The organism is Orientia tsutsugamushi str. Boryong (assembly GCF_000063545.1).
GTDB lineage: Bacteria > Pseudomonadota > Alphaproteobacteria > Rickettsiales > Rickettsiaceae > Orientia > Orientia tsutsugamushi_C.
Window position 1 is genome coordinate 253,263 of the sequence record NC_009488.1, and the last position, 25,877, is coordinate 279,139.

Annotated in this window: 18 protein-coding genes and 5 pseudogenes; 6 read left to right on the forward strand and 17 right to left on the reverse strand. The window is 29.4% G+C overall.

Translation table 11 applies throughout. The features are described from left to right. Window positions 1-42 precede the first annotated feature (42 nt). Window positions 43-828: a cytochrome c1 gene (locus tag OTBS_RS01215; RefSeq protein WP_173361686.1), complete on the forward strand. Its 786-nt coding sequence runs from the start codon at window positions 43-45 to the stop codon at window positions 826-828. 508 nt (window positions 829-1,336) lie between these two features. Here OTBS_RS01215 and rph read toward each other — a convergent pair. After that, window positions 1,337-2,092: a ribonuclease PH gene (gene rph, locus OTBS_RS01220; protein WP_011944366.1), complete on the reverse strand. Its 756-nt coding sequence runs from the start codon at window positions 2,090-2,092 to the stop codon at window positions 1,337-1,339. A 129-nt stretch (window positions 2,093-2,221) separates the two neighbouring features. Between rph and OTBS_RS01225 the strand changes: the two genes are divergently transcribed. After that, entirely contained in the window at window positions 2,222-2,818 is a 597-nt protein-coding gene (locus OTBS_RS01225; protein ID WP_011944367.1) for a nucleotide exchange factor GrpE, read from the forward strand. 347 nt (window positions 2,819-3,165) lie between these two features. On the opposite strand, the pseudogene OTBS_RS11065 reads toward OTBS_RS01225, so the two are convergent. Further along, window positions 3,166-3,306: pseudogene (locus tag OTBS_RS11065) on the reverse strand (transposase); the annotation flags it as partial. A gap of 40 nt (window positions 3,307-3,346) precedes the next feature. Here OTBS_RS11065 and OTBS_RS13720 point away from each other — a divergent pair. Beyond that, window positions 3,347-3,599, forward strand: a pseudogene (locus tag OTBS_RS13720) (IS5/IS1182 family transposase); the annotation flags it as partial. Between the two features lie 20 nt (window positions 3,600-3,619). On the opposite strand, the pseudogene OTBS_RS13725 reads toward OTBS_RS13720, so the two are convergent. From OTBS_RS13725 to uppS, 5 genes and pseudogenes are all read right to left on the reverse strand, one after another. Next, window positions 3,620-3,715 (reverse strand): annotated as a pseudogene (locus OTBS_RS13725) (IS5/IS1182 family transposase); the annotation flags it as partial. A 241-nt stretch (window positions 3,716-3,956) separates the two neighbouring features. After that, window positions 3,957-4,589, reverse strand: coding sequence for a ribonuclease D (locus OTBS_RS01230; protein ID WP_011944368.1), 633 nt, complete (start codon window positions 4,587-4,589; stop codon window positions 3,957-3,959). Between the two features lie 6 nt (window positions 4,590-4,595). Further along, the gene (locus OTBS_RS01235) at window positions 4,596-4,895 is read right to left on the reverse strand and encodes an FtsB family cell division protein (RefSeq protein ID WP_011944369.1); all 300 of its coding nucleotides are present in this window, start codon (window positions 4,893-4,895) and stop codon (window positions 4,596-4,598) included. A gap of 7 nt (window positions 4,896-4,902) precedes the next feature. Continuing rightward, window positions 4,903-5,553, reverse strand: a complete 651-nt coding sequence (locus tag OTBS_RS01240; RefSeq protein ID WP_041621092.1) for a phosphatidate cytidylyltransferase — start codon at window positions 5,551-5,553, stop codon at window positions 4,903-4,905. 2 nt (window positions 5,554-5,555) lie between these two features. Further along, on the reverse strand, window positions 5,556-6,251 hold the full coding sequence (uppS, locus tag OTBS_RS01245; protein WP_011944371.1) for a polyprenyl diphosphate synthase: 696 nt from the start codon (window positions 6,249-6,251) through the stop codon (window positions 5,556-5,558). A gap of 174 nt (window positions 6,252-6,425) precedes the next feature. Between uppS and OTBS_RS01250 the strand changes: the two genes are divergently transcribed. Then, the gene (locus tag OTBS_RS01250) at window positions 6,426-8,231 is read left to right on the forward strand and encodes an ABC-F family ATP-binding cassette domain-containing protein (protein WP_011944372.1); all 1,806 of its coding nucleotides are present in this window, start codon (window positions 6,426-6,428) and stop codon (window positions 8,229-8,231) included. 1,281 nt (window positions 8,232-9,512) lie between these two features. Here OTBS_RS01250 and dnaE (OTBS_RS18150) read toward each other — a convergent pair. The 3 genes and pseudogenes from dnaE (OTBS_RS18150) to OTBS_RS01260 all read right to left on the reverse strand — a co-directional run bounded on the left by dnaE (OTBS_RS18150) (window position 9,513) and on the right by OTBS_RS01260 (window position 15,771). Beyond that, window positions 9,513-11,747, reverse strand: a complete 2,235-nt coding sequence (gene dnaE / locus OTBS_RS18150; RefSeq protein WP_410517958.1) for a DNA polymerase III subunit alpha — start codon at window positions 11,745-11,747, stop codon at window positions 9,513-9,515. A gap of 9 nt (window positions 11,748-11,756) precedes the next feature. Continuing rightward, a pseudogene (dnaE, locus tag OTBS_RS18155) lies at window positions 11,757-13,217 on the reverse strand (DNA polymerase III subunit alpha); the annotation flags it as partial. Beyond that, entirely contained in the window at window positions 13,207-15,771 is a 2,565-nt protein-coding gene (locus OTBS_RS01260) for a valine--tRNA ligase (protein WP_011944374.1), read from the reverse strand. The gene OTBS_RS01260 and the pseudogene dnaE (OTBS_RS18155), both read right to left, overlap by 11 nt. A 29-nt stretch (window positions 15,772-15,800) precedes the next feature. Between OTBS_RS01260 and OTBS_RS01265 the strand changes: the two genes are divergently transcribed. Beyond that, window positions 15,801-16,679 (forward strand): UbiA family prenyltransferase, encoded by an 879-nt coding sequence (locus tag OTBS_RS01265; protein ID WP_011944375.1) that lies wholly within the window; start codon window positions 15,801-15,803, stop codon window positions 16,677-16,679. 106 nt (window positions 16,680-16,785) lie between these two features. On the opposite strand, the gene OTBS_RS01270 is transcribed toward OTBS_RS01265, so the two are convergent. Further along, window positions 16,786-17,514, reverse strand: a complete 729-nt coding sequence (locus OTBS_RS01270; RefSeq protein ID WP_041621093.1) for a hypothetical protein — start codon at window positions 17,512-17,514, stop codon at window positions 16,786-16,788. A 372-nt stretch (window positions 17,515-17,886) separates the two neighbouring features. On the opposite strand from OTBS_RS01270, the gene OTBS_RS01275 reads away from it, so the two are divergent. Next, window positions 17,887-18,885, forward strand: coding sequence for an LD-carboxypeptidase (locus OTBS_RS01275; protein ID WP_011944378.1), 999 nt, complete (start codon window positions 17,887-17,889; stop codon window positions 18,883-18,885). 1,889 nt (window positions 18,886-20,774) lie between these two features. Here the strand turns inward: OTBS_RS01275 and OTBS_RS15750 are convergent. The 6 genes and pseudogenes from OTBS_RS15750 to OTBS_RS01305 all read right to left on the reverse strand — a co-directional run bounded on the left by OTBS_RS15750 (window position 20,775) and on the right by OTBS_RS01305 (window position 25,314). Next, on the reverse strand, window positions 20,775-20,957 hold the full coding sequence (locus OTBS_RS15750) for a peroxiredoxin (RefSeq protein ID WP_332370174.1): 183 nt from the start codon (window positions 20,955-20,957) through the stop codon (window positions 20,775-20,777). A 106-nt stretch (window positions 20,958-21,063) separates the two neighbouring features. After that, window positions 21,064-21,393 (reverse strand): tyrosine-type recombinase/integrase, encoded by a 330-nt coding sequence (locus OTBS_RS11080; RefSeq protein WP_080571790.1) that lies wholly within the window; start codon window positions 21,391-21,393, stop codon window positions 21,064-21,066. 20 nt (window positions 21,394-21,413) lie between these two features. Next, a pseudogene (locus OTBS_RS11085) lies at window positions 21,414-22,228 on the reverse strand (IS5 family transposase). A 70-nt stretch (window positions 22,229-22,298) separates the two neighbouring features. Continuing rightward, window positions 22,299-23,498, reverse strand: coding sequence for a hypothetical protein (locus tag OTBS_RS01295; RefSeq protein ID WP_011944379.1), 1,200 nt, complete (start codon window positions 23,496-23,498; stop codon window positions 22,299-22,301). A gap of 432 nt (window positions 23,499-23,930) precedes the next feature. Then, window positions 23,931-24,683, reverse strand: a complete 753-nt coding sequence (coxB, locus tag OTBS_RS01300) for a cytochrome c oxidase subunit II (RefSeq protein WP_011944380.1) — start codon at window positions 24,681-24,683, stop codon at window positions 23,931-23,933. A 154-nt stretch (window positions 24,684-24,837) separates the two neighbouring features. Further along, window positions 24,838-25,314, reverse strand: coding sequence for an RDD family protein (locus OTBS_RS01305; RefSeq protein ID WP_011944381.1), 477 nt, complete (start codon window positions 25,312-25,314; stop codon window positions 24,838-24,840). Window positions 25,315-25,877 lie beyond the last annotated feature (563 nt).

Below are 25,877 nucleotides of genomic sequence, written 5' to 3' on the forward strand. Positions count from 1 at the left end.
TTAACAACTATCTGAAATATATACTTAAAGGTAATGCAGCAAATATTTAAAAAGATTTCTATATGTTTAATAATATTAGTTATGGAACTTATTGTTGTATTGTCAATACAAGCTGAAGCTCTTTCTCCAAAAAAATTAGATTGGCCTTTTAATGGAATTTTAGGCCAATTAGATGTTCAAGCAGCTCAGCGAGGATTTAAAGTATATAAAGAAGTTTGTTCCGCTTGCCATAGCTTAAAATATGTTTCATATAGAAATCTAGCAGATATTGGCTTTTCTGCCGATGAAATTAAAGCTATCGCTAGGGAGTATAATTTTCAGGATGGGCCTAATGACCAAGGGGAAATGTTTGAGCGGTCTGGATTACCATCAGATCAATTTTACAGTCCATTTCCTAATGATAAGGCTGCTAGAGCAGCGAATAACGGTAGTTATCCAGTTGATCTTTCATTAATAATAAAAGCTAGAGAAAAAGGTGCAGACTATGTTTATTCACTTCTTACTGGATATACTGCACCTCCAGAAGAGTTTAAGTTAGAACATGGACTATACTATAACCCTTATTTTAGCATTCAGAAAATAGCTATGCCACCACCTTTAACCAATCACCAAGTTAGTTATAGCGATGGTACTAACAGCAGTGTTGAACAAATGGCTAAAGATATAGTAGTTTTTTTGCAGTGGGCTGCAGAACCTGAAATGACACATAGAAAGTCTATGGGGTTAAAGGTAATTATATTCCTCATTATTTTTTCAACTATATTTTATATTGCTAAAGAAAGAGTTTGGTCAAATATCAAAGATAAACATAAGAATACCAATTTATGATAATATCCCTTTCAAATCTATAGTAGTACGATGCTTACTTGAGTTTTACTCTTTATCTGATGATACTTTCAACTTGAAAGAAAATATAGAACTACCATATTCATACATAAACTTTTTTATATTCACTGCTCTATAACCTCTAAAAATCTTATCTATTAATTAAAGATGCAATTAACAAAGAATTAAATGAAATACTCCTAAATTTACAACAAACTTATACTCTATTTATTTAAGCTTTGTATTGCTTGAATTTATAGATAGCTTCATGCATCTATTTCTTCAAATTCTTCCAAACTTTCTATACTTTTATTGACTTGTAGAAAATTGTACATATCTAATTTGACCTAATTTACTATACATAGCTTTATGCAATCGTTCAAAAGCTTGCATCATCAATACTAATAATTAGACAACTTTACGGCAACAAAGGAGTTTGTGCACAGAAACTACAGATACTATTTGCTATGTCTAAATGCAGAAGAATTTATTCATATTTTCTTCCTACTCTTTAACACTCCTTATTATATCGAACTTTGGTTAACTTAAGCAAGGATTGATTTTGAATATCAAATATATGATTGATAGCTTTTTGAGCAAGCTTTAGCATTTGTATTACTTGTTCATCTACAAAAGCCTTTTTTTCTGCTGCAACTTGTATTTCTACAATCTCTATAATTGTTCCTGCACGCCGAAAAACAAAATTAGCATCTACTTCTGCACAGCTATCTTCTTGATAATCTAGATCAACAATAACTCTACCATTAGATATACCACAAGATATAGCTGCTACTTGATATAAGATAGGATACACTGCAAGATTTTTTTCTTGCATTAACTTATTAACAGCCAAACACATTGCAACATAACCACCAGTTATCGATGCAGCACGTGTGCCACCATCTGCATTAATAACATCACAATCTATTAAAATTTGCCTTTCCCCTAAAAGCTTTAAATCTACAGCTGCTCTCATAGCACGTGAGATTAACCTTTGAATTTCTTGAGTACGGCCAGATTTTCCTTGAATGCCTTCTCGTTTAACACGCTGCAATGAAGAACCTGGTAACATACTATATTCTGCTGTTACCCAACCACCTTGCTTTTTATTCTTGAGAAATAAAGGCAAAGACTCCTCAACAGTAGCACTACATATTACATGTGTATTACCTATTTTAGTCAAACATGACCCTTTACTATTAAGCATTGCCCCAAGTTCTATGCTAATAGGACGCATTTCACTATCTTTTCTACTACATAACCGCATACTAGATTTCTATCCATTTATTACTTGAAAACATGGAATTAAGAAATATATTATAGATGAAGCTTTTTAGCAAATAGAATAAAAATCAGTTATATTATTTAAATTTAATAGTTATTAGGAACAAAAACTATGCAGGACAATCACACAAACCAACATAATAAAGATGCATCAGGTTATGTTGTTAATCAAGATAATGCAGATTCTCAGCAAGTTGATAAAAAATCATCTAATCAAGAAGTATCAAATGATGATATAATTAATAACAAAGATAATGAAATAGCTCAGCTTAATAATGATTTGTTAAGAGCAATTGCAGAAAATGACAATACTATCAAAAGATACGAGCGCCAACTCCAAGAAGTAAAAGAATATGCTATATTCAACTTCGCTAAAGATATGCTTTCAGTTTTAGACGATTTAAGTCTTGCTTTAAGTAATATGGAACAGCAACTTGATAATAGCAATAACCAAGAAAACAACAAAATTAAAAATGCTATTACAGGTATAGAAATGACTCAAAAGAAATTTGGATCCATTTTAAGTCAATATGGTATTCAAAAATTCGAACCTAAAACAGGAGAACCTTTTGATTCTAATATTCACCATGTCATTTCATTAGTTAAAGATACCAAATGTGCTAAAGGTACTGTAGTAAGCGTTATACAAGTTGGATATAAGTTAAAAGATCGCTTACTAAGACCTGCTATAGTATCTGTAGCAGAATAAAAGTAACACAGAAAGTAAAAAAACTAGTTATATTAGAAAGCTATACTCTTAATTAATTGTATATTTAGTGCATAAGTTTATTTTTTAGTATGTTATAAAATTTATATAAGTAGAACATAAAAAACTGAAAAAGAAATAGAAAAATTACTTAATAGATATACCAATGAATAGAAGAGTAGAGTTTAATAAGAACCTAGTACTAAAGAAGTAACCACAGGCAGAATTTAATGATAAAGTTATCTCACTAAGCGTTTAAGTAGTGCTGAAGAGTACTTTTCCTGCAAAAAGCACAGTTCAAGTGATGGCGTAGTGGTTTTGTATAGCAATAACGTAGGAAATAGGTACAATCAGATAAACTGCATTACGTGTTCTACAGACATGCTAATATCTTTGAATTGAGGAGTAACTTTTCTTATTTCATGCTTAATCTTAAACCAATAATGTTCTATAGGATTTAAATCTGAACTATATGTAGGTAAGTAGAGAATGATGTAGAATAGTGTTATAAAGATCTGATTTGAGGTAATAATGAAATTCGATCAGATTAAAGAGTTAAAGGGTGAAAAATTTCGTCGATTAACAGGAGTAATGAAGGAAACATTTTCAAAGATGGTGGATATTTTAAGGAAAGCTGATGGTCCTTAAGAAATCAAAAGGTGGGCGTAAAAATAAGCTCAATTTGTAGGAACAGTTAATGAAGAGTGATATGAATTATGAAGTAGTCTTCATTGATGCTACTGATAGTCCTATAGAAAGACCTAAAAAAAAACAAAAATTCTATTAGACCTCTTTCGAAACTAGTTAACGTAGTTCAAAATTATAAATACCAGAGATCAAATTAAATCTAAGACCGAATCTTTTATGTCTATTTCGATATTTATCAGCAATAATTTTGAACTACGTTAACTAGTTTCAAAAGAGGTTTAATAATAGCAATGTTCAAATATTGATTCAACTCTAAGCTTTCTGTTGTAATAATTCTAGAATAAAACTTGAGGGAGCTGAGATGAAATATAGAAAGCAGTGGATAGATCATAGAGTGAAGAAGTTGAATAAATGTTGTGGATGGAAGGATCGTGGGTATAATCAATCTTCCTTTTATCAAACTCTGGGTAATAAAAGCAATTTTATAAAACACTTAATGACTTAAAATATCTATATCTTGCCAACCAATAACATCAAGTTCAGCCCTAGCTGGTAAAAACTTAAATATCTTTTGAGCTATATCTAATCTATGTTCACGAATTAACATTTCCTCTAGAATATTTTTAATTCTATGCAGATATACTACATCCTTTGCTGCATATTCTTCTTGATCACTAGTTAAACTCTGTCTTCCCCAATCTGAACTTTGACATTGCTTTGAAATCTGTATCCCTAACAACTCTCGGCAAAGATCTTTCAATCCATGAGAATCTGTATATGTTCTAACTAATTTTGAAGCTACATTAGTACAAAAAATATTATTTAAAGTAACACCTAAGTAGTACTGAATTGCTGCTAAATCAAACCTAGCAAAATGAAAGATTTTTGTTCTACTACAGTCCATAAGCAGTTTTTTTAGATTATGAGAGTTATATTGTTGATCTTCAAACTTAACTAAAAAAACTTCTTTATCATCAATATTATCATCTTTGCTTTCTTGACAAAACTGTAGCAAACATAGCCTATCTCGTGCAAAGTTTAACCCCATTGTTTCAGTATCGATAGCTAAATCTCCTGAAATCATTAAATTATCTGGTATATCATTAATAAATATGTGAATTTTCATAATATTTTAATTTGTAGCTAAATCTTTATTAACACTAAATATTTTTTCATTAGAATGAGCTAATCCTAATTTTTTTCTTACTTGCTCATCAAGCATATCTAAATCCAAAGATTGTAGTCTAAGTAAATTAACTCTCTGTTCAAGCTCTAACCTTTCTGCCTTAAGCTTATATAATTTTTTAAGCGATTGATCAACATTATTATTAAATTCAATATATGAAATCAATCCCCTATTACCATAAACAGCATGAAAAGCAAAATAAATCAGCAATCCTATCAATACCACACTAAATAATATTCTTGACATTATAATATCACATCATAACTAGCATAAAAAATAATGGCACAGAAAAGATAATACTGTCAAATCTATCTAACATTCCACCATGACCAGGAATAATATTACCGCTATCTTTTAGATTAGCCTTTCTTTTAAAATATGAAACAAATAAATCACTTAACTGAGCAATAAAAGCAATTATTACACCAAAACTAAATGCATACCAGCATGAATTCATTTTATGCGTTAAAATTGCATCCAAAGCAGTAATATATATTATTAATGCAACAAATCCAGCAGCAGTCATACCACAAATCAAACCGCTCCATGTTTTGTTAGGGCTAATATAAGGTGTTAACTTAGGACCTTGAAAATATTTACCGCCTAACATAGCAAAAACATCTGTACACCATATCATTAAAAAATAGCTAACTAAAGTCATGCCATGCAAAAGTTTGGCATGCATAATAATAAGGCAGATAATTGACATTAGAATTATAACGACACCTAATCCTACTAGGAATGGGTTTTTATAACACATATTAAACCATTCCTGTATCATCACTACTGCTATAATCATCATTAAAATATAAAATAAAAATCTAATATATAATAGGCTTGATAAGAATAATATAGCAATCACTATACCTGATAAAAGCCTTAGTTGATTTTGTGTTGTACTCATATTCAATTCACTTTTCTTGATAGTCCAAAAGTACGCTTACGTCTTAAATAATCTTCCAAAGCTATATTAAAATCAGCTTCATCAAAATCAGGCCAGTATTTATCAATAAAGTATAACTCACTATATGCTAAATGCCACAATAAGAAATTGCTAATTCTTTGCTCTCCACTGGTACGAATTAGTAAATCAATATCAGGCATAGTTGGAGAATATAGATACCTTCTAAATTCTTGTTCAGTTAACTCTTCAGCTTTAATGTTAGAACTTATAATCCTTTTATAAGCATCAATGATTTCAGAACGACCACTATAACTAAAAGCTATGTATAAATTTAAGACAGAATTGTTAATAGTTAACTCTTCCACTTCTTTAATAACCTTCTGTAATTCAAAGTTTAATTTTGTTGTGTTGCCTATTACAGTAAATTTGACACCATAGTCGCAGTAATTTCTAGCATCTGATTCCAAATATGATTGCATTAATGCTTGTAAATAATTAATCTCTAACTGCGATCGTTTCCAATTTTCCATAGAAAATGCAAATAAAGTTAAATGTTGAATTTTATTCTTTATAGCACAATCTACTACTTTTTTAGCTACTTCAACTCCTTTATTGTATCCATCAAACATTGTCAACTCATTAGCTACAGCCCACCTAAGGTTACCATCCATTATTATGGCTAGATGTTTAATTGACATTTTAAACTCCTAAACAACTTTATTAATAGTCAACATTCATATACCAAACAATTAATAAGAATTTTAATTTTATTGCAAATATTCATATTATTTTTTTAATGATATTTGTTGTATAATCAGGCTGCATTAATATTAATTGGCACTTTAAAGTAAACTAACAATCTAAATATTTCAATGAAACTATTACCAATATACTATATCAAGTATGGAGAACTATCTTTCGCTGACCAAAAGATTTTTGATAATTTAAATATTTATTTATACCCTGGTGACAAAATTTGTCTAATTGGTAAAAACGGATCTGGTAAATCAAGTTTAATGAAAATAATTAACTCAGATTATCAATTAAATAAAGGTGAAATATTTCAGCATTCTGCAACTAAAATTGCTTACCTGCAACAAAATGTTGCATGCAACCTATCGCTTAAAGTATATGACTTCATTACACAATCTATACCTAATAAAGAAAATTACTATCAGGCAGAAATTTTTATTGAAAAATTACAAATCAACGCTAATAAAACTTTACGCAAACTTTCCGGAGGTCAATTACGCAGAGTTCAACTAGCGAAAGTTCTAGCTTCGCATGCTGAAATATTATTGCTAGATGAACCAACTAATCATCTTGATATACAAGCAATTGAATGGTTAGAAAGTTATATAAAATCATATAAAGGAAGTATAATATGTATTAGCCATGATAGAGCATTTTTAACAGCAATCAGCAATAAGGTTTGGTGGTTAGATAGATGCATTTTACATCAATCAAATAAAGGATTTCAATTTTTTGAACAATGGCAAGCTCAAATTATTGATCAAGAAGAATCTAATTTAATAAAATTAAATAAAAAAATTAATACTGAGCAACTTTGGCTGCATCAAGGAATTTCTGCTAGACGTAAGCGAAATCAACGCAGATTATCAAATTTAAAAACATTACGAGAGCAATTGAGATTTAGTTCACAAAGATTAGCTAAAGCATCTCAGAAGGTTCAATTTTATCATAGTAATAATGAAAGTAATAAAGCTAGGTTTATTATTAGAGCGGAAAATGTATGTTTTAAATATAATGACCAATTTGTCATTAAAAACTTTAATATTAATATAATTAAAGGTAATAAAATTGGAATAATTGGCCCTAATGGTACTGGGAAATCTACTTTATTAAAACTATTTACTAAAAGTATTAAACCTAGTTCTGGTTTGATAGAACATGGCACTACTTTAGAAATAACTTATTTTGACCAGAATAAAAGCTCTTTAAATCCTAATTATACATTACAGCAAACACTTTGCCCTACTGGAGGAGATCAAATTTTTTTGTCTGACAAAACTATACATGCAGGAGCATATCTTAAAAGTTTCATGTTCGATCCAAAGCTATTATCTACGAAAGTTAGCACCTTATCTGGAGGAGAAGCTACTCGTTTATTATTAGCTAAGGCATTAATTAAACCTGGCAACCTATTGATACTTGATGAGCCTACAAATGATTTAGATATTGACACTATAGAAATATTGCTAGATATATTGTCAGATTATTTTGGCACACTAATTGTTGTTAGCCACGATCGTGATTTTTTGAACAGATTAGTTACCAACACATTAGTATTTGAAGGAAATGGTAATATTATTAACGTGATTGGAGGATATCAGGATTATATAGAACATTACTCTAAGTTAAACCAGCATATTACTAATCCTAAGATAGCAAAAAATAACAAAACAGTAAAACATCTAACTCCTAAACTTTCTACAAAACTATCTTATAAATTCCAGAGAATGCTAGATAGTATCCCTAAAGAAATAACTCAATTAGAAACTCAAGTTGAAGATTTAGAGAAAAAATTAGCTGATCCTAACCTTTATCAAAATAACCAAGATAAATTTTTGCTATTTTCTAAGGAACTTGAAACATCAAAACTTAGAATAGAAGAATTATTTAATACATGGCAAAAAATTGAAAACCGAAATATATAACGCCAGAACGTAATAAGGAAAAGTTATGCATAAGGTATAATCACAAAGGTCTCAAAAAGTACAATATTGCTTAATGCAATAATGTAGTAACTTTTTAAAATCACAGTAACTAGCATCAAAAAATTACTCAAAATCACTAGCAGTTTTTCTTATTTCATTCTTTATCTTACACCAGTTTAGCATGACACAAGAAACTGCTGATAATAAAGGAAAGAGAGAAAATTAGTTTTGAATCAGTATCAAAAGTTTTGGAATAGGAAAGAATACAGTATTGGCATGGAGTAAAAACATATTGCGCCCAAAAGAAGAAACATAGCTCCAACAAAAATCTCTATTGATAAACTATAGTCATTTACAATGAAGTTTGCATATAATATTCTAAAAAGGAAATGCCAAAATCATATAGCCAAGACTTTCGAGATAAAGTAATGAAATATGTTAATCAAGGAAAAAGTTGTAATGCTATCTCAGTAAAATTTGATATATAGTTATTTACAATGAGGTTTGAGCATAGAAAAAATCGACAATAGCATCATAAGATTTACCACCAAATTGAGTAATTTGATGTCTAATCCACCTCTTCATATTAGCCCAAAACTTTTCTATCAGATTTAAATATGGAAAATAAGGAGCAGAAAAATAACTTTATAACCAACAGATTTTATTAATTTTTATCGCTTCTTTCTATGCTCAAACTTCATTGTAAATGACTATAAAAAGAAGATGTATAACAATACAGTGTCGCATATCAATATGAAAAGAGCTGAACGGCTAGGAATAAGCAAGTCTGGTATACAAAGAGCATTAATGAGATTAAATATTACATATAAAAAAAATCTTTAAAACATCTGAATGCAAAAAAGAAGAGAGATTAAAATTTCAGAACAATATAAAAATGCGCAAAGACAAAGGAAAAGTTATTATCTTTACTGATGAGAGCGGTTTTGTTTAATAGCGCGCAAAAAAAGCACGAGATATTACTGCGTGATTACAGCATCCATCAAATAGAACTAATGTTATAGAAGATTAGTAGATATAATAGTATCAATTTTTGACTGTAATATTAATACTCCTATTTTTAACTGTTGAATAGAACAGAATTTAATTCAGAAATTACCTAATAATTCTGTAGTTGTGATGGACAATGCAAGTTTTCATAAAGGACATCATTTAAAAACTATGGATGCTAATTCATTTTTACCTTAATACTTTTTTAATTTATTGTCTAACTTCTCTATTTCTATTTTATTATAGCAAGATCATTATTGTATGCAATGAAAGTTAACTAATAAATTTGTTTAGATTTATTAATTGATCAATAGTTAATGAATATTTCAATTTAATAGTAACAATTACTTGAAACTTTTTATTAAAAAATGGTAATGTCATATCTATCTCAGTATCACCTTTGGTAATATTAGTGCTGGTAATTACATTTATTACTTCATCTAAATCTTGTTCATGATTTATAGTCAATTGCAGGTGTTTATCAAGATCATTTTTAATGGTTTCAATATCTTTAAACTCAGTAGCTACAATTCTAATACCACCTTCATCCTTAAAAACATCACATTGAGCTATCACTAATGATCCTATTTCTAATAGCGGTCCATACTTACGCAATATTTCTTCATCAAAAATTTTTACTTCAGAATTGCCACAACTATCAGATAATTTAATTATATTAAATTTACCTCTTGGCGACATTCTAGAATTTTTTTTCTGCACTATGCCAGCAATTCTAACTGCTGTACTTCCAGATTTTAATGTTGTACTTAAATACTTAGAATTAACGACTCCATGCTTAGCTAAGAGCGATTCATATGGAGAAATTGGATTACAAGTCAGAAATGATCCCAATACTTCAAATTCTTTCATAGCTTTTTCATGCAACGAATATTCAGATATTGGACTAAGCACATCTTCTACTGTGCTAGTAATAAAACTGAACTGATGAATATTCTTTGCATGTTTGCTAGCATAGTTGTTAATACGATCTATGCTAGCAAACAATTGGTGGCGGTTAACTGGTTGCTGAAAATCATCAAAACAGCCTGCATATATTAAGCTTTCAAATACTTTTCTACTAATAGAATAAGAATCAGTTCTTACAGCAAAGTCTAAAATAGTTTTAAATTCACCTCTATGTAATCTTTCTTCAACTATTATCTTACCTATATTAGGAGTGACATTTTTGATAGCCCCTAAAGCAAATATTATTGCATTATCTGCTGATATACTAAAATATTCTTTAGATTTATTTATATTTGGAGGTATAACCTTTATACCTAATTGTTTAGCTTCTTGAATAAATAAATCTATTTTATCTTGATCATTAATATCAAGGTTTAAGCAAGCAACTAAAAATTCTGTTGGATAATTTGCTTTTAAGTATGCAGTTTGGTATGAGATTACTGCATATATTGCAGCGTGAGATTTATTAAATCCATATCCAGCAAATTTTTCTACTTCAGCAAAAATACTTTCAGCTTGGTTTTTACTAATACCATTTTCTATAGCTCCATTAATAAAAATTACTTTTTGATTTTCCATTTCAGATTTAATTTTTTTAGCCATAGCTTGACGTAAAAAATCAGCTTTACTAAGGGTATATTTAGCAAGAACCTTTGCTATTTCCATTACTTGTTCTTGATAAATAATGGTCCCATAAGTTTCTTTTAAGATAGGCTCAAGTTTTGAATGTAAATAATTAGGCTTCAATCTACCATGCTTACAATCAATATATGTTCGAAGATTATCCATTGGACCAGGACGATATAATGCGCCAAGAGCAATCAAGTCTTCAATACAGTCTGGCTTCAATCTCTTTAAAGCATCTTGCATACCTGAACTTTCAAACTGAAAAACACCTATAGTATTTCCGTTAGAAAGCAGTTGATAAGTTAACTTATCATTAAACTCTAAATTATTGATTTCAAAATTAATATTCTTATTTTTTAATAATTCTAAACATTTTGAAATAATTGTAAGAGTCTGTAGGCCCAAAAAATCAAATTTGATTAGTCCAGCTGCTTCTAAATATTTCATTGAATATTGAACTACAGGAATATCTGAATTTTTATCTTTATATAGAGCTATTGTGTCAATTAAATTTTGCCTACCAATTACTATACCAGCAGCGTGTACAGAAACATGACGATGTAAACCTTCTAACTCTAAAGCTGTTTTAATAACATCCTGAATTTGAGCTTTGCGGTTACTAATTAAATCTTGATATTCATCATGCATTTGTTGAAATTCTGATGCTAAGCTATCTAAATTCAATTTTTGGCAGTAACTAATTACCTTCTGATAAGTAGATTCAGACTTGATGATATCTATATAATCTTGTATATCTTGCTTGTTATCAAGTTTCTTGATTAAATTTAATTGCTCATCTTTTATATTAATATTATTAAGTATTTGTTGAATTTTAATATAATTTTGACTTTGCCACTTATCTAAGAGTTTTAAATATCGAGTATCTACATTAATTAATGCTTCAAAATTATACAAATCATTTCCTGTATATGCATTATTAAGTTCATTAACTTTATCAATAGCTTCTTGTAATGTCACAGGACGTACTGCATTAAATGGAATTAATGAAGTAATATAATTAGCATAATTATAACCTAATCCTAGTGCACGAGCTACGTCTTTTACTACGGCTTTTGCTTGCAATTTCCCAAAGGTAATAATTTGCCCTACTTTACCCTCTCCATATTTTCTTCTAACATAATTAATAACCTCGCCCCTTCTTTCTTGACAAAAATCAATATCAAAATCAGGCATTGATACTCTTTCTGGATTTAAAAATCGTTCAAACAACAGACCAAATCTTATTGGATCAAGATTGGTAATTCCTAGTCCCCAAGCTACTACTGAGGCTGCTCCTGATCCTCTAGGATTAACAGATATATTATTTTCTTTACTCCATTTTATAAAGTCAGAAACTATCAGAAAATATCCAGAAAAATTCATACTGCAAATAATGCTAAGCTCATAATTCAGCCTATCAAAATATATTTTTTTTTTATCTTCAAATTCAGCAGTTGAATAATTTTTGAATTGCAGCTTTAACTTTTGAGATAATCCTTCTTCAGACAATTGTCTAATAAGTTTATTCTCCTCATCAGCATCTTTAGCAAATTTAGGCAATAATGGTTTTTTAGCCTCTAACATAAAAGATATGCGCTGAGTTAAATATACTGTATTTTCAATAGCTTGCGGTAGATCCCAAAATGTTTCAATCATCTCATTCTGAGACTTAAAATAACATTGATTATTTATTTTAAACTTATCAATTTCAATATTTGGATTGCAAATCTTCATTAATACTTCATGTGTAGCGTACTTTTCTCCTTCATCAAATAAAATATTATTTGTTGCTACTAAAGGTATATTTAGTTTTTGTGCTAACTGAACATAGCTTTTTTCAATAGCATAGATCTGTTTGCTAGTAATTCTGTTAATTTCAAAGTAAAAGCGATTACCAAATATTGTTTTGAATTTTTTTGCATAATTTTCTGCTAACACAAAATTTTTTTCAAATAACAAATTGCCAATGATTCCGTAAAAATAACCAGATAGAACAATAATACCTTCATTATAAGTAAATAAATCATCTAGCGTAACATGATTAATAGTAGTTCTATCGTTTTTAATATAAGGAAAGCTTGCTAATTTAAGTAAGTTTTGATACCCTGCTTTATTTTGAGCAATTAACAATATCTCGCTATATTTTGGACTGTCATTCTGACCATAATATTGAATATTTAATATGATACCATGAATTGGTTGAATACCTTCCTTAGCTGCTGCAAGAGCAAATTCTAAAGAACCAAATAAGTTGCTCTTATCAGTAAGAGCTACTGCTGGCATTTCATCTCTTTGAGCAAGAGATAATATTTTTTGTGTTGATAAAGTACTTTCCAACAATGAGTAAGAACTTTGTACTCTTAAATGAATAAACTTAGCATTCATGTTTCATTGACCCAGGATAAACTATATTAACTGTAATTCCATCCCCAGTTATTAAATCATCAATAGTAGTAAAATTAGTAACAATTGAAAATTCATTACTGTTGGTTACCAACTTCAAATCATCTACAAGATCACTTGGTAATTGCTGATAGCTATCACTATCATATTTTACTTGTAATAATGATATTGGGGCTTTTACTGATAATTTTCTTGCTGATTTTGATTTTCTTACTAATGTGAGAATATTAATAGCTAGATTTCCTGTAGTTAAAATTAACTCATCGTTATAAAAGTTTTGCGCCAATGGCCATTTATTACTGCTATGAATTGAACCATTGCATAAATTATTGGATTGATAGATAGCTGCATACAACTCTTCAGTAATAAAAGGCACAAATGGAGCAAATAGCTCTAAAATAGTTTTTAATCCCCAAAATACACTATAAATTGCACTTTTTTGATATTCGCTGCTATGATCATATATTCTTGATTTAACTAGCTCAAGATAGTTATCACAGAAGTCTTTCAAGAAAAATTCTTCAACATATAATCTAGCAGAAGCATACTCATAATTGTTTAACAAGTTTGATGTATTGTTGACTGTATCTTGTAATTTACTTAGCATCCATAAGTCAGTAGTACAGCTTATAACCTTTTTTTCAACGCAATGCTTAGCTGATATCAAGAACTCTGCAGTAAGTTTGCCTGTAATATGCTGCAGAATAAATCTAGCAGCATTCCATAATTTATTTACTAATTTTTTACCAATGCCAATAACCTGTTCTGATACTACGCAATCATGTCCAAGTTGAGAAGTTAATGCCCAATATCTAACTGCATCTGCTCCGTAACGTTTAATTAATTCAGTTGGTAGTATAATATTTCCTTTAGATTTTGACATTTTTTTTCTATCATCAGCTAAGCACCAACCACTTATCATAATTTTAGACCAAGGCAAGCTATTTTGATGTAAATAAGATTTTACTATAGTATAAAAAGTCCATGTTCTAATTATCTCATGAGCTTGAGATCTTAAATCAGCAGGAAATAGTTGATTATGTCTAGTTGAGTCAATAGTTAAATTAGATGAGATACCATGGCTAGATAGTTGTGGAGATAATGAGCTTGTAGCCCAAGTATCCATAACATCAGAATCTGGAATTACTTCATCTTTACTGTACCCAGCTGGCAAATCATATAATGGATCAACAGGTAATTGAGATATATCAGCAAAGATAATTTTGCCTTCCTCACCTTCTCTCTTTGAATACCACACAGGAAATGGTATGCCAAAGTAGCGTTGCCTACTAATACACCAATCCCATGCTAAACTATTAATCCAATTATCAAGTTTAATCTTCATGGATTTTGGATACCACTCTAATTCTTGTGATTTTTGTAGCAAAGCATCTTTATGTTCTACAACTTTGATAAACCACTGAGGCGCCATAATTATCTCTAGTATAGCCCCTGATCTTTCCGCTTGCTTAACAGTTTGAGATATCTGTTCCTGTTTTATAATTAGTTGATTATGATGTAATAACTCTACAACTTTGTTTCTAGCTTGGGCAATTTTCAGGCCAGTAATTTGATTGTAATATTCTGTAAATTTTTCTTGATTTTGACTACTAACTGTAAAGTCTAGAGGTTTAACTTTACCATAATAATCAATAATAATTCTAGTAGGTAGATTATGTTTTCTCCACCATGCAACATCCTTAGTATCACCAAATGTACAGCACATTACCAATCCACTACCTTTATTTATATCTACTGTTTCCTCTGCAAGTATTGGAACTACTGACTTAAATAATGGAGTAATAGCAAATTGGTTATGCAAATGCTGATATCTGATATCATTTGGGTTAAAAAATATAGCACAACATGCAGGCAGCATTTCTGGCCTAGTAGTAGCAATTTGTACCTTTAGTTCACTGTTCATAACTGCAAAAGCAATGTAATACATTGATGTTATTCTTTCCTTATCTTCAACATCAGCTTGAGATAAAGCAGTTTGATCAATACAATCCCACAATACTGGCTGATGATTGCGATAAACTTGATTTTTATTAACCAAGTCAAGAAATGACATTTGTGATATTTTACATGACAATGAACTAATGGTTTGATACTTTAATGACCAATCTACTGATAGCCCAATTGCATTTAAAAATTTACAAAACTCTCCTTCCTTTGCTATTACAACTTCCTGGCACATTTTAATAAAATCTGGTCTTGCAATATTAGAAGCACGGACATTTTTTATTTTTTCAACAAATCTTTCAGTAGGTAGACCATTATCATCAAAACCAATAGGAAAAAATATATTTTTTCCCAGCATTCGTTGATATCTAACAATACAATCAAGTTGAATAAAACTCATTGCATGCCCTATATGCAAATCACCAGAAACTGTAGGTGGCGGAGGATCAACAATAAACGTTTTATCTTTTGGAAGAGTAGAATTCCATTGATATATATTTTTTTTCTGCCAATCATCTTGCCACTTTGGTTCATTTTCTAAATAGTTGTAATTTGCTGACAATTCGGCCATAATTTTCCTTTACATTTGATAGATAATAAATGACTACTTTTTTAAGAATAATATACCAATTTAATCTTTTAATAAAGCTATCTCGTTTAAACAATCCAGTTGGTATTTTTTTGTTATTTTTTCCGTGTTGTTTTGGAATAGGATTAGTTTCATTAGAACAAGTCAAATATAACAGTTTAGTTATTCTTTTCCTTGGTAGTATATTAATGCGTAGTTTTGGCTGCATAGTAAATGATATTGTAGATAAAGATATTGACTGTAGAGTTGCTAGAACTAAACTTCGCCCACTTGCAAACAATCAAATAACAGTTACTAATGCAATTATATATCTAATGGTTATCTCAATGGTTGCGTTAATGCTACTAATGCAACTATCAAATTTAGCTATTTTTTTAGCTATTTTAGCATCAACATTAATCTTTATTTACCCATTTATGAAGCGTATTACTTATTATCCTCAAGTTGTTTTAGGTATTATTTTTAATTCTGGCGCTTTGATATCTTATGCTAACGTCACCAATAATTTAACTATAGCAAGTGTTGTAATGTATATTGGCTGTATTTTTTGGACTATTGGTTATGATACAATCTATGCCTTTGCAGATGCTGCTGATGATGAAAAGATAAAGGTTAAATCTTTAGCTTTAGTGCTTAAAAATAACAAGTATAAGCTATGGATTTTAGCATCACTATATCTTACATTTATCAGTATGTTCGTTGAATCGATATTATTATCTGCATTTAAATTATCAATTTTTGCTGTGCTGTTTATAGTTGCTGCTACAGCATTATTAATGTGGCAAATTGTTACATTAGATGTTACTCAACCACTGAATTGTTTAACACGGTTTAAAGCAAATACTATTGTCGGGTTGTTACTTTTTATAGCTATGATTTTGCTACAATAACACAAGTTTGATATAGAAATAGGCTTTGTTCAAAAGTTACTTCAAAATTGCTTTTTTAAAGCCAATGCCAAAGCTTTATTCCTAATGACAATAATAAAAGATAATATTAAACAGACATTTCTACTATTGTTTCAGCCCTAGTGGCTCCATAGGGTTCCTCATACATATGTTCAGTATTATCATCGTAATTTGTATCGTTTGTAACTTTTTCATCAAAATTAGTAGGATTACTATTTTCATCTGTGTATTGTTTAACAACAACACAATCATTCTTTTTGCTTCTTCTACAGAAAAACCATCCTATTAAAGAAGTTACAATAACACCTACTGCTATTCCTGCTACTGTACCTGCCACTACTGCTGTAGTATTTTCATTATCACTGTCATCCATCATGTTGATATTTTTTACTATCAAGTCAATATCACAGTCTGCTATTATTTTACACACACCTTTACTCGATTTTTGAAGTCTATCATATAAATTATTATTATCTCTGATATTATTAAATAATCCAGTAATGACTATATCTTTACCATTTATTCCCGATGTAAGATTACCAGGCACAGTTAAACTTGCATAGTCAAGACAAATTTGTTTCCCACAATTTTTAACCTGATGTAAAACTTTAACACCCTTATAATTATAAAGATCTTCAAGAGGATAATAAATAAAAATAGACTTACAAATTTCGTAATATTTAGTAGCATTATTGGTGGTTTTAATGAATAATTCAATAGCTCTTGGACTAAGAAGACAAGCCTTTACGTGAGAAAAAGTAGAATTACTTGTAACATTGTTAACCATGCTTACTACAGCACTATAAATATCTTTCATTGTAATCACCCTATTTAATTAAATAACTTTAATAACTTTAATAACTTTAATAACTTTAAGTAGAGGATAGTATACCAATATTTAATAAGTGTCAATGATTTTATTTTAGTTGCTATTTTAATAGCACGATGTGAAGCATCTCTATATCTGCATTTATTAGATTCAGACATTATTTGCACTGGTTCTTTCAATCTTTTTGTTAACAGAGCTAAACTATATAGTTATTATTGTTGACCTTTTAATTGTTATATAATATGTTACTAAACAATTTAATGTTTATAGTGTATTTAGTTGCGCACTTTGAAATATTCAAATTGAAATATTCAAAAATAATTTTTAAAGCTCAAAGATCAATTTTATAAAAATATTCTAATGCGTTTTATTATTCTTCTTTTTTCTTTTGTAGTTGCAAGTGTAAGCATTTGCTTTGCTATACCAGATACAATAATTGATGTCATAGCACCAAGTTCTAAAGGTAGTGAATTAAATCTACAATTAATAGAAGATTACTTAGAATCTATAGGTGTAAAAGCTAATGTTCCAGAAAATATCTACAGTGACAATGAACCATTGTATTCTAATACAGATGAGTTTAGAGCTGAAAGTTTAGTTAAAGCATTAACCAATCCGAAGAGTATAGCTATTTGGTGTATTAGAGGAGGAAGAGGAGCTAGTAGGTTAATTCCATACCTGGAAAAGCTACCTGACGATGTAAAAAAGAAGATTGCGCAAAATAAAAATAGAAAAATCCTGATGGGCTTTAGTGATGTTAGTGTTTTACATATTTATTTACAAAATAAGTATGATTGGAGCACTTTGCATTCTCCAATGCTAGAGCAGATAGTAGACAATAAAATATCTCAGGATTCTATTGATAAATTAGAATTATTAATCTCAGGATACCGTAATAATATCAAATTCAATCTAAAAATGATTGACAATGGTATTGAATTAAATGATGGTATATTAGAATCGAAGGTTGTTGGCGGTTCTATATCATTAGTTAGAGCTAGCATAGGTACATGTTGGCAAATAGATACAAAGGATAAAATCCTATTTTTAGAGGAGGTAGAACCTGACCCAGCTCTACTAGAGATGAGGTTAGAACATTTAAAGCAAGCTCATATTTTAGATGAAGTACAAGCTGTAATTTTTGGTGATATACTATGTACCAATGATGAACAGTTACTAGAATTAGTTAAGCATAGATTTGCTCAAAGCGTAAACTTTCCTGTATTTACACTAAATGGCATTGGGCATGCTCGTACTAATTACCCTTTACCTCTTAATACTCGAGCTGTCATTAATCATATTAAAGGCAATCGTTTCTCTATGACAGTAGATATGCCAGCAGAATGGCGTAGAAGATAAAGTGTTGTACTAGAGGGTTTTTGTTTTCTTTTAAAAGGAATTAGGTCAGTTATTCTATGATTATGTTCTTTTTGATATCATGATTTTGCTTTTATAGCTTCTGTTTCTTTTTGTAATTTTTTCCAATCATATATTTTTCTATTAATTTCATTACTTGTTTTCTTAAATCATACGGATATGATGCTTCCATAGTTTTCTTCTATTTGTTTTATTTTTTCTTTACTATATATGGCTATGTGAGGTTATATAGCAAAACTCTATAAGCCAATTATAATAATACAATGTTAAGATATAACGAAAAAGTAATTAGTATGAAATATACTATAAATTTTTGGAAAAAAGGCTCTGAGCAATAAAGAAAAGAGAGAAAATTAGTTTTGAAGAATCAGTATCAAAACATTTTTGGATAGGAAAGAATACAGTATTTGTATCGAGTAAAAACTTTGATGATGAATACTACTATATTCATTAATTAAGAAATATTTCTAAGCAGCATTATCAACTATAAATTCAAGTTATTGGATTAAAAATTAGCATTCCAACTAGCCAAATATTAGACATAAATTCACGCTATATTTCTGTAATTGACATCAAGATATTATTGTCATATTGACAAATAATATTAATACAGCTACCGTTAAATTCGTGTATCAACTTAAATGAAAATAAACTACATAGCAGCTTTTATAAAGCTTATAAAGCTCTTAATAACTCTTACTCTAACTTATTTCTTCTAGTTAGTTAAATCAGCTTAAACATGAAATGTACCTGATTGAAATACCAATCATAGAAAATTGTACTATAGTTATTAACAAAGAATAGTTATTAACAAAAAATGTTGTCGTCAAAGCTCAATAGTTTTCCAATCTTGGCTAATATCTTTCTGTACTATGTTATAGATATCTGGTTTGCAAAAATTAGCAAAGAGAACTTAATTGAACAAACAGAAATAGCGAGGTATTGCAACGATATGGTATTTGTTTTTGAAAATGAAAGCAGATGCGAAAAGGTTTTATGATATGCCTAAAAGGTTAAATAAGTATGGGCTAAATATAAAGCTAAATCACAAATGATAAAATCTGGTAGAGACCATGCTGCAAATTTAGCCAAACAAGGCAAGAAGATTATAAGCTATAATTTTCTTGTATTTACTTGCTATTGAGCTAAATCAAGATTTGGCATAACATGGAGACTAAAATATACCACAAGGAGAGATCGTTTTACCGAAAAACTGAAAGGACTGAGAAAATATTTGCGTGTTCAGCTAAATCAGCAATACAAAACACAGACATTATCACAAGTCATTAGAGTTATTATGGGATGAATTAACTATATAAGTTCATTTATCAATCAAAAAGTACATAGGCAATATATAACTCTGGTTTAATAAAATGGGAAAACGTAAGATAAATTGACAAAGACTAACCAAGAGACTTAAAAGTGTTAATTTTCCTAAAAATTGAAAGATTATCTCAACGTTTTAAACAACAAATCAGGCATAAAGCTTATCTTGTTTTTCGTGAGCAGACTGCGGTAATTTTGCAAATCAGGTTCTGAGGATGGACCTAATTAAGCGATTGGTTAGGTCTACTCACATAGAATGAGAAATATAATGCTAGAATTGATGCTAAAGGTGATTATGCACAAAATCAAAAATTAGCAAAAAATATTCCTTTAATCTGGATTAATCATCTATTTTCTTAAGTAGTGTTTTTTACCATATTAAGTACTTCATCACTATATTGTGTTATGTTAACCTTTGGCCATATAGCAGCAATTTTTGCTTTTTGATTGATTAAAAATGTAGTACGGCTAATTGCTAAAAAGTTTTTTTAAACATCGATTTTTCTTTTAAAACTCCATAATCTTCAAATATCTTCCCAGTTTCATCATATCCTAAATTTTAAACAGAGCTTATCTTTAAATTTTTGATGTGAAGCAATATTATCTTTTGATACACCAAGAATTATTGTGTTTAATTTATTGAATTCAGAAATAGCTTCATTAAATTTCTGTGCTTCAATTGTACATCCAGGAGTATTATCTTTAGGATAAAAGTACAGTACTAAAATAAATTTTTACCTTCGTAATGACCTAGATTTATAATTGAATTACTAGTAGTAATCATATTAAAGTCTGGTGCATCATCATTAATTGTTAAATTCTTCATGTTTAGTCTCATAAATTGGAGCACTTATCAATTTCATTAGCAAATTTTTGTATTGCATATCGTACAATATATATATTAAGATGTGTATAAAATTTTGTTGATTGAGAGTCATTATGATTTAACACTTTGCCAATTATAGTTATTGATATTCCAAAATTTGCCATCCAACTACCAACAGTTCTTCTAAGATCGTGTATCCTTAAATTTTTTAATCTAGCCCTTTTACAAGCTTTTTTCCATGCTATATTTATGTTCTTTAAATGTCTACTATTTCCTCTTTGTCCAGAAAGTACACAATCACTTTCTGATGAATATGGATACTGTTTTAATTTTTCTATTAGATCTCTTTCGAAACTGGTTAAGGTAGTTCAAAATTGTAAATGCCAGAGATCAAATTAAATCTAAGACCGAATCTTTTACTTCTATTTCGATATTTATCAGCAATAATTTTGAACCGTTTTAGCATACCAATAACGTTTTCATTGACAACTCTTTCTCCTGCTAACCTACGATTATTTTTTTATCATTTTTAGTTAAAGGATTTTTCTTGCTTTTTTTCTTTGGTAATTCAGAATTATTGTGAATTTTTTGTATACCTTGATATCCTGTATCAGTAATCGCTTTAACCTTAGAATGAATAAGAATTTTGGATTTCTTAAATAATCTAAAGTCATGTTTTTTACTGTTAGAAAAATCTGTACATATTACTTGGTGCGTTTTATTGTCTGCCACTATTTGAGTTTTTAGTGTATGCCTTTTCTTCTTTCCTGAATAATAGAATTTTTGTTTTTTTAGGTCTTTCTATAGGACTCTCAGTAGCATCAATCAAGACTACTTCATAATTCATATCACTCTTCATTATAGCTTTACGACCTGGAAGAGCAAAGTTTGGGTGTTTAACTAGAGTGTCTTCTACCCATTTTACGGCTTTATATGCTGAACTTTCACTAATCCCATAGTTCTAGCCTATATGGAAATAAGTACGGTATTCTCTAAGGTATATCAGCAACTGTTCCTCCAAATTGAGCTTATTTTTGCCTACCTTTTGATTTCTTAAGACCATCAGCTCTCCTCAAAAAAATATCCACCATCTTTGAAAATGTCCACTTCCTTACTCTTTGTTAATCGTCGAAATTTTTTATCCTTTAACTCTTTAATCTTACCGAATTTCATTATTACTTCAAATTAGATTTTTATAACACTATTCTACATCATTGTCTAGTTTCAAAAGAAGTCTATTATATTAATCAACCTCTGCATTCAAGTCAATACATGCACCATTAATTTGGTTACAACTATCAGTAGATGTATAATTATAGCATATAAATGAAGTTAAACTTGGGTTTGATGTTTCATGCAGTGGATTTATTATATCACTGCATGCATAAACACTATAGTGTACGAACGACTGTAAGCATTCTTCCGCATTTTTATGTTCTATAATAATACCATCATTACCTGTAGAACTGACATTTTGTAATTTTTCTTCTTCAGAAGCATCTAATTCTACTATATCGTCACCCCAATGTTTTACGTCAACTACTTCACACTCTTCAAAATTACTCAAACCATGAGAATGAGCCGTTATAGATACTTTTTGAAGTAAATTAGATGCTTTGTTAATTGTGTTAGATACTTTATGAAATGCATACGATATTTTGTTAAATCCAAAACTAGAAGCTAGCATGTTTCCTGCTGCATCAAATGGCTTGCATAATTTTTTAAGATTATCTGCAGCCCAGCTAATATAACCATCATTATTAAAAACCTTTTTTTTTGGTATTACTAACTTTGGTGGTTCTGCAGCAAACTGATCATTAGCACTGTTTACAAGATTTGGCACTGCATTAAAAACTTTGCAATGCTTAGCCAATGAATAAATTTTTTCTCTGTCTGCAGTAGAAAAATATTTATTTTTAACTGCATACTCTACAACTGGATTTGAGCCTGGATTGTCAAAAGTACGAGATTCAATAAATTCAAGATTTCGAGATACAATCTCAGCAGCCGTTAAATCTGAAACCACTGCTCCAAGAGAATGACCGCTAGTACTATATTTATAACCTTCTACACCAATCTTGGCGACTATTTTATCAATAAAAGCTTTCATTGGCTTTATCTTTGAAATATCACCATGCATATACACACCTTTTAGATCATCTCTCAGATCGTTTACATCTTTAACATCTGTACCTGCAGTAGCAACATAAATTTCATTGGTTTCTTCATTAAGAAAAGCTACTGCTTTGTAGCCATACATATTAGTATCTTTATAATCTGCAGAATTACATAATATCTTCCACCCTGTACCCTTAATTGCTGCTTCAGTTTCTTTAACTCTTTCACCATAAGTAGAATAACCAACTTTATAAGCAAGCCTAATAGCTGAGTTTATAAACTTATGATTACAAATTGTTGATTTTAAAGATTGATTAATAGGCATATTTTAAATAATGTTTTGTTTGTTAATAATTTAGTTGTTTTATTACCCATATTACGAGTAATTCATAGTTTAATATCACAAGCGAAATATATCCATTATTTTCTTTTAAAATAAGTAAAAAAACTTAATTAATGTATAAAAGTCGCATATGGTTCTTATGCCTTTAGGCTGGTTTTTTTATCCATTAATTCTAATACTTCTGCCTTATTAAATCCTGAGTTTGATATAAGGAAACAGGTTAAAGTATATTTAGAATAAGGATGACAAGAATAGATTAACACGGATACCGTATTAAGAATCAAGAAAAGAAATAATAATTTTATAAAAAAGATGTAAGTTTTTATAAAATTATTATTTCTGATGAATTGAAATATTGGGATTAAAAGGATAATTGTTCTTCAAGACACCATAAATAATATTACATAACATTAGTTATTCTGCAAATTTTTGTTTAGCTGTTTTGATCCAATCAGTAAATTCTTCTTTTGAAACTACTTCAATAGCAATTGGCATAAATCCATGATTTACTCCACATAGCTCTGAGCACTGTCCATAATATACTCCTTTTTTTTGTACTTTAATCCACGTCTCATTGATTCTTCCAGGTACAGCATCAATTTTAGTACCAAAAGCTGGGACTGCAAAACTATGAATTGCATCACCAGCTGTGATAATAAACCTAATCCAGGTATTTTCAGGTATAACTAATCTATTATCTACTTCTAGTAATCTTAAATCTCCTGGTTTTAGCTCACTATCATCAAGGATATTACTATTAAAGCCTATATTATCATGGTCTGGGTATTGATAATGCCAGTACCACTGATATCCTACTACTTTAATATTCATTTCTATTGGTGGAATTGTTTCTATATTGTATAATATTTTAAATGATGGTACTGCAATAATAACCAGCAATAATGCAGGAATTAATGTCCATATTGCTTCTAGTTTGTAATTAGCAGAAAACTGCATTGGTTTTGGATGAGATTTTGAATTAAATTTTGTACATATATAGATAAGTAGCCCTAGGACAATTAGTACTACCATAGCTAATATAATCAAAACAAAATCATGGAGACCACGTATCGATGACATTGCTTCTGTTACTTGAGGCTGAAAATACATCTGCCATGCTTTAGGAGCGTTAGAGTATATTGGTGTGTTGTAACTTAGTATTAACAATAGCGCTAGTAGTCGTGCGGGTGATAGTAGTAACAGATATACCTCAATTCTAAAACTTCTATTTATTAATATTTCAACCTTTATCAGCTATCTGAAGTGCTGACGCAACCATAATAAAGTATTTTTTAAATTAATTAAAGTAAAATTATTTACCTTATATTTTTATAATAGTTGTACCAGCAATTTTATCATGCAATCCTCTGTGATGCTTATCAAAAGGTATAATAAGCAAGCTAAATATTCCTAGTGAATATCCAAAGAATCTTTTTACATATTGAGATTTAGTAGGCTTAGTAAACGTATCGCTGTCGATGATTTTGATTCCCATTAATAATTTACCTATGGTGGTATCAAACTTTATCCAAAAACCAACGAAATATATAAATAATATTGCTATAGAAACTAAACTGCATTCAAGGCAATAAGTAATATTTTTAGGTAAAAAAAAGAATGCTTTCAGTTGTTCTAGATTTAGGGTAGTAATATCAGGTAGATACAAGTCATTTAAACGTAATAGATGATCACATACATATTGTCTAAATGGGTGAGAAATTGTTCCGATGATACATGTATCTAATTGTAGGGCAAGTAACCGTGGCATTAGTTTAACATAAGAATATTGCTTTTTCATGCTACTATATATTTAATATTATATTATGATTTTAACTATAGCATTATATTAATAAAGTGTAAAAAATGTAAGCCTGAATTCGTTCAATAAGATATCTTTTGAAACTACTTTTTGAAGCTCAAATTCATATAAAAACCAGAATATTCATTTTGTGAGATGCTGCAAATAATTAGAATTATGATTTAGGAAGAAGTTGAAAACAATAAGACAAAAATTAGGCTATGGCTATAGATAATATGGTAAAGATAGAGAACTGAGCTGTTGTTACATATAATCATCTAAAACAGCAGAAACTTTATTTGGTAAGCTGTTATATAATTTTATTTTTTTATTTGCAGTTTTTTTAGCAAAACTAAAATTAGAAATGCGCAACTAATGTGATCAAATTGCACTCTATAACAAAACATATATGAGAATGACGTATAAAAAAACTCAACATACCAAGAGTATAGAGCCTTATGTAGATTGCAGAGATGTATAAAAAGCATAAGCAGAGAGGTTATATGCTATGTAATAGAGCTATGAAAATTGCCTTCAAAAGATTGCAGACTTTATGCAGATAA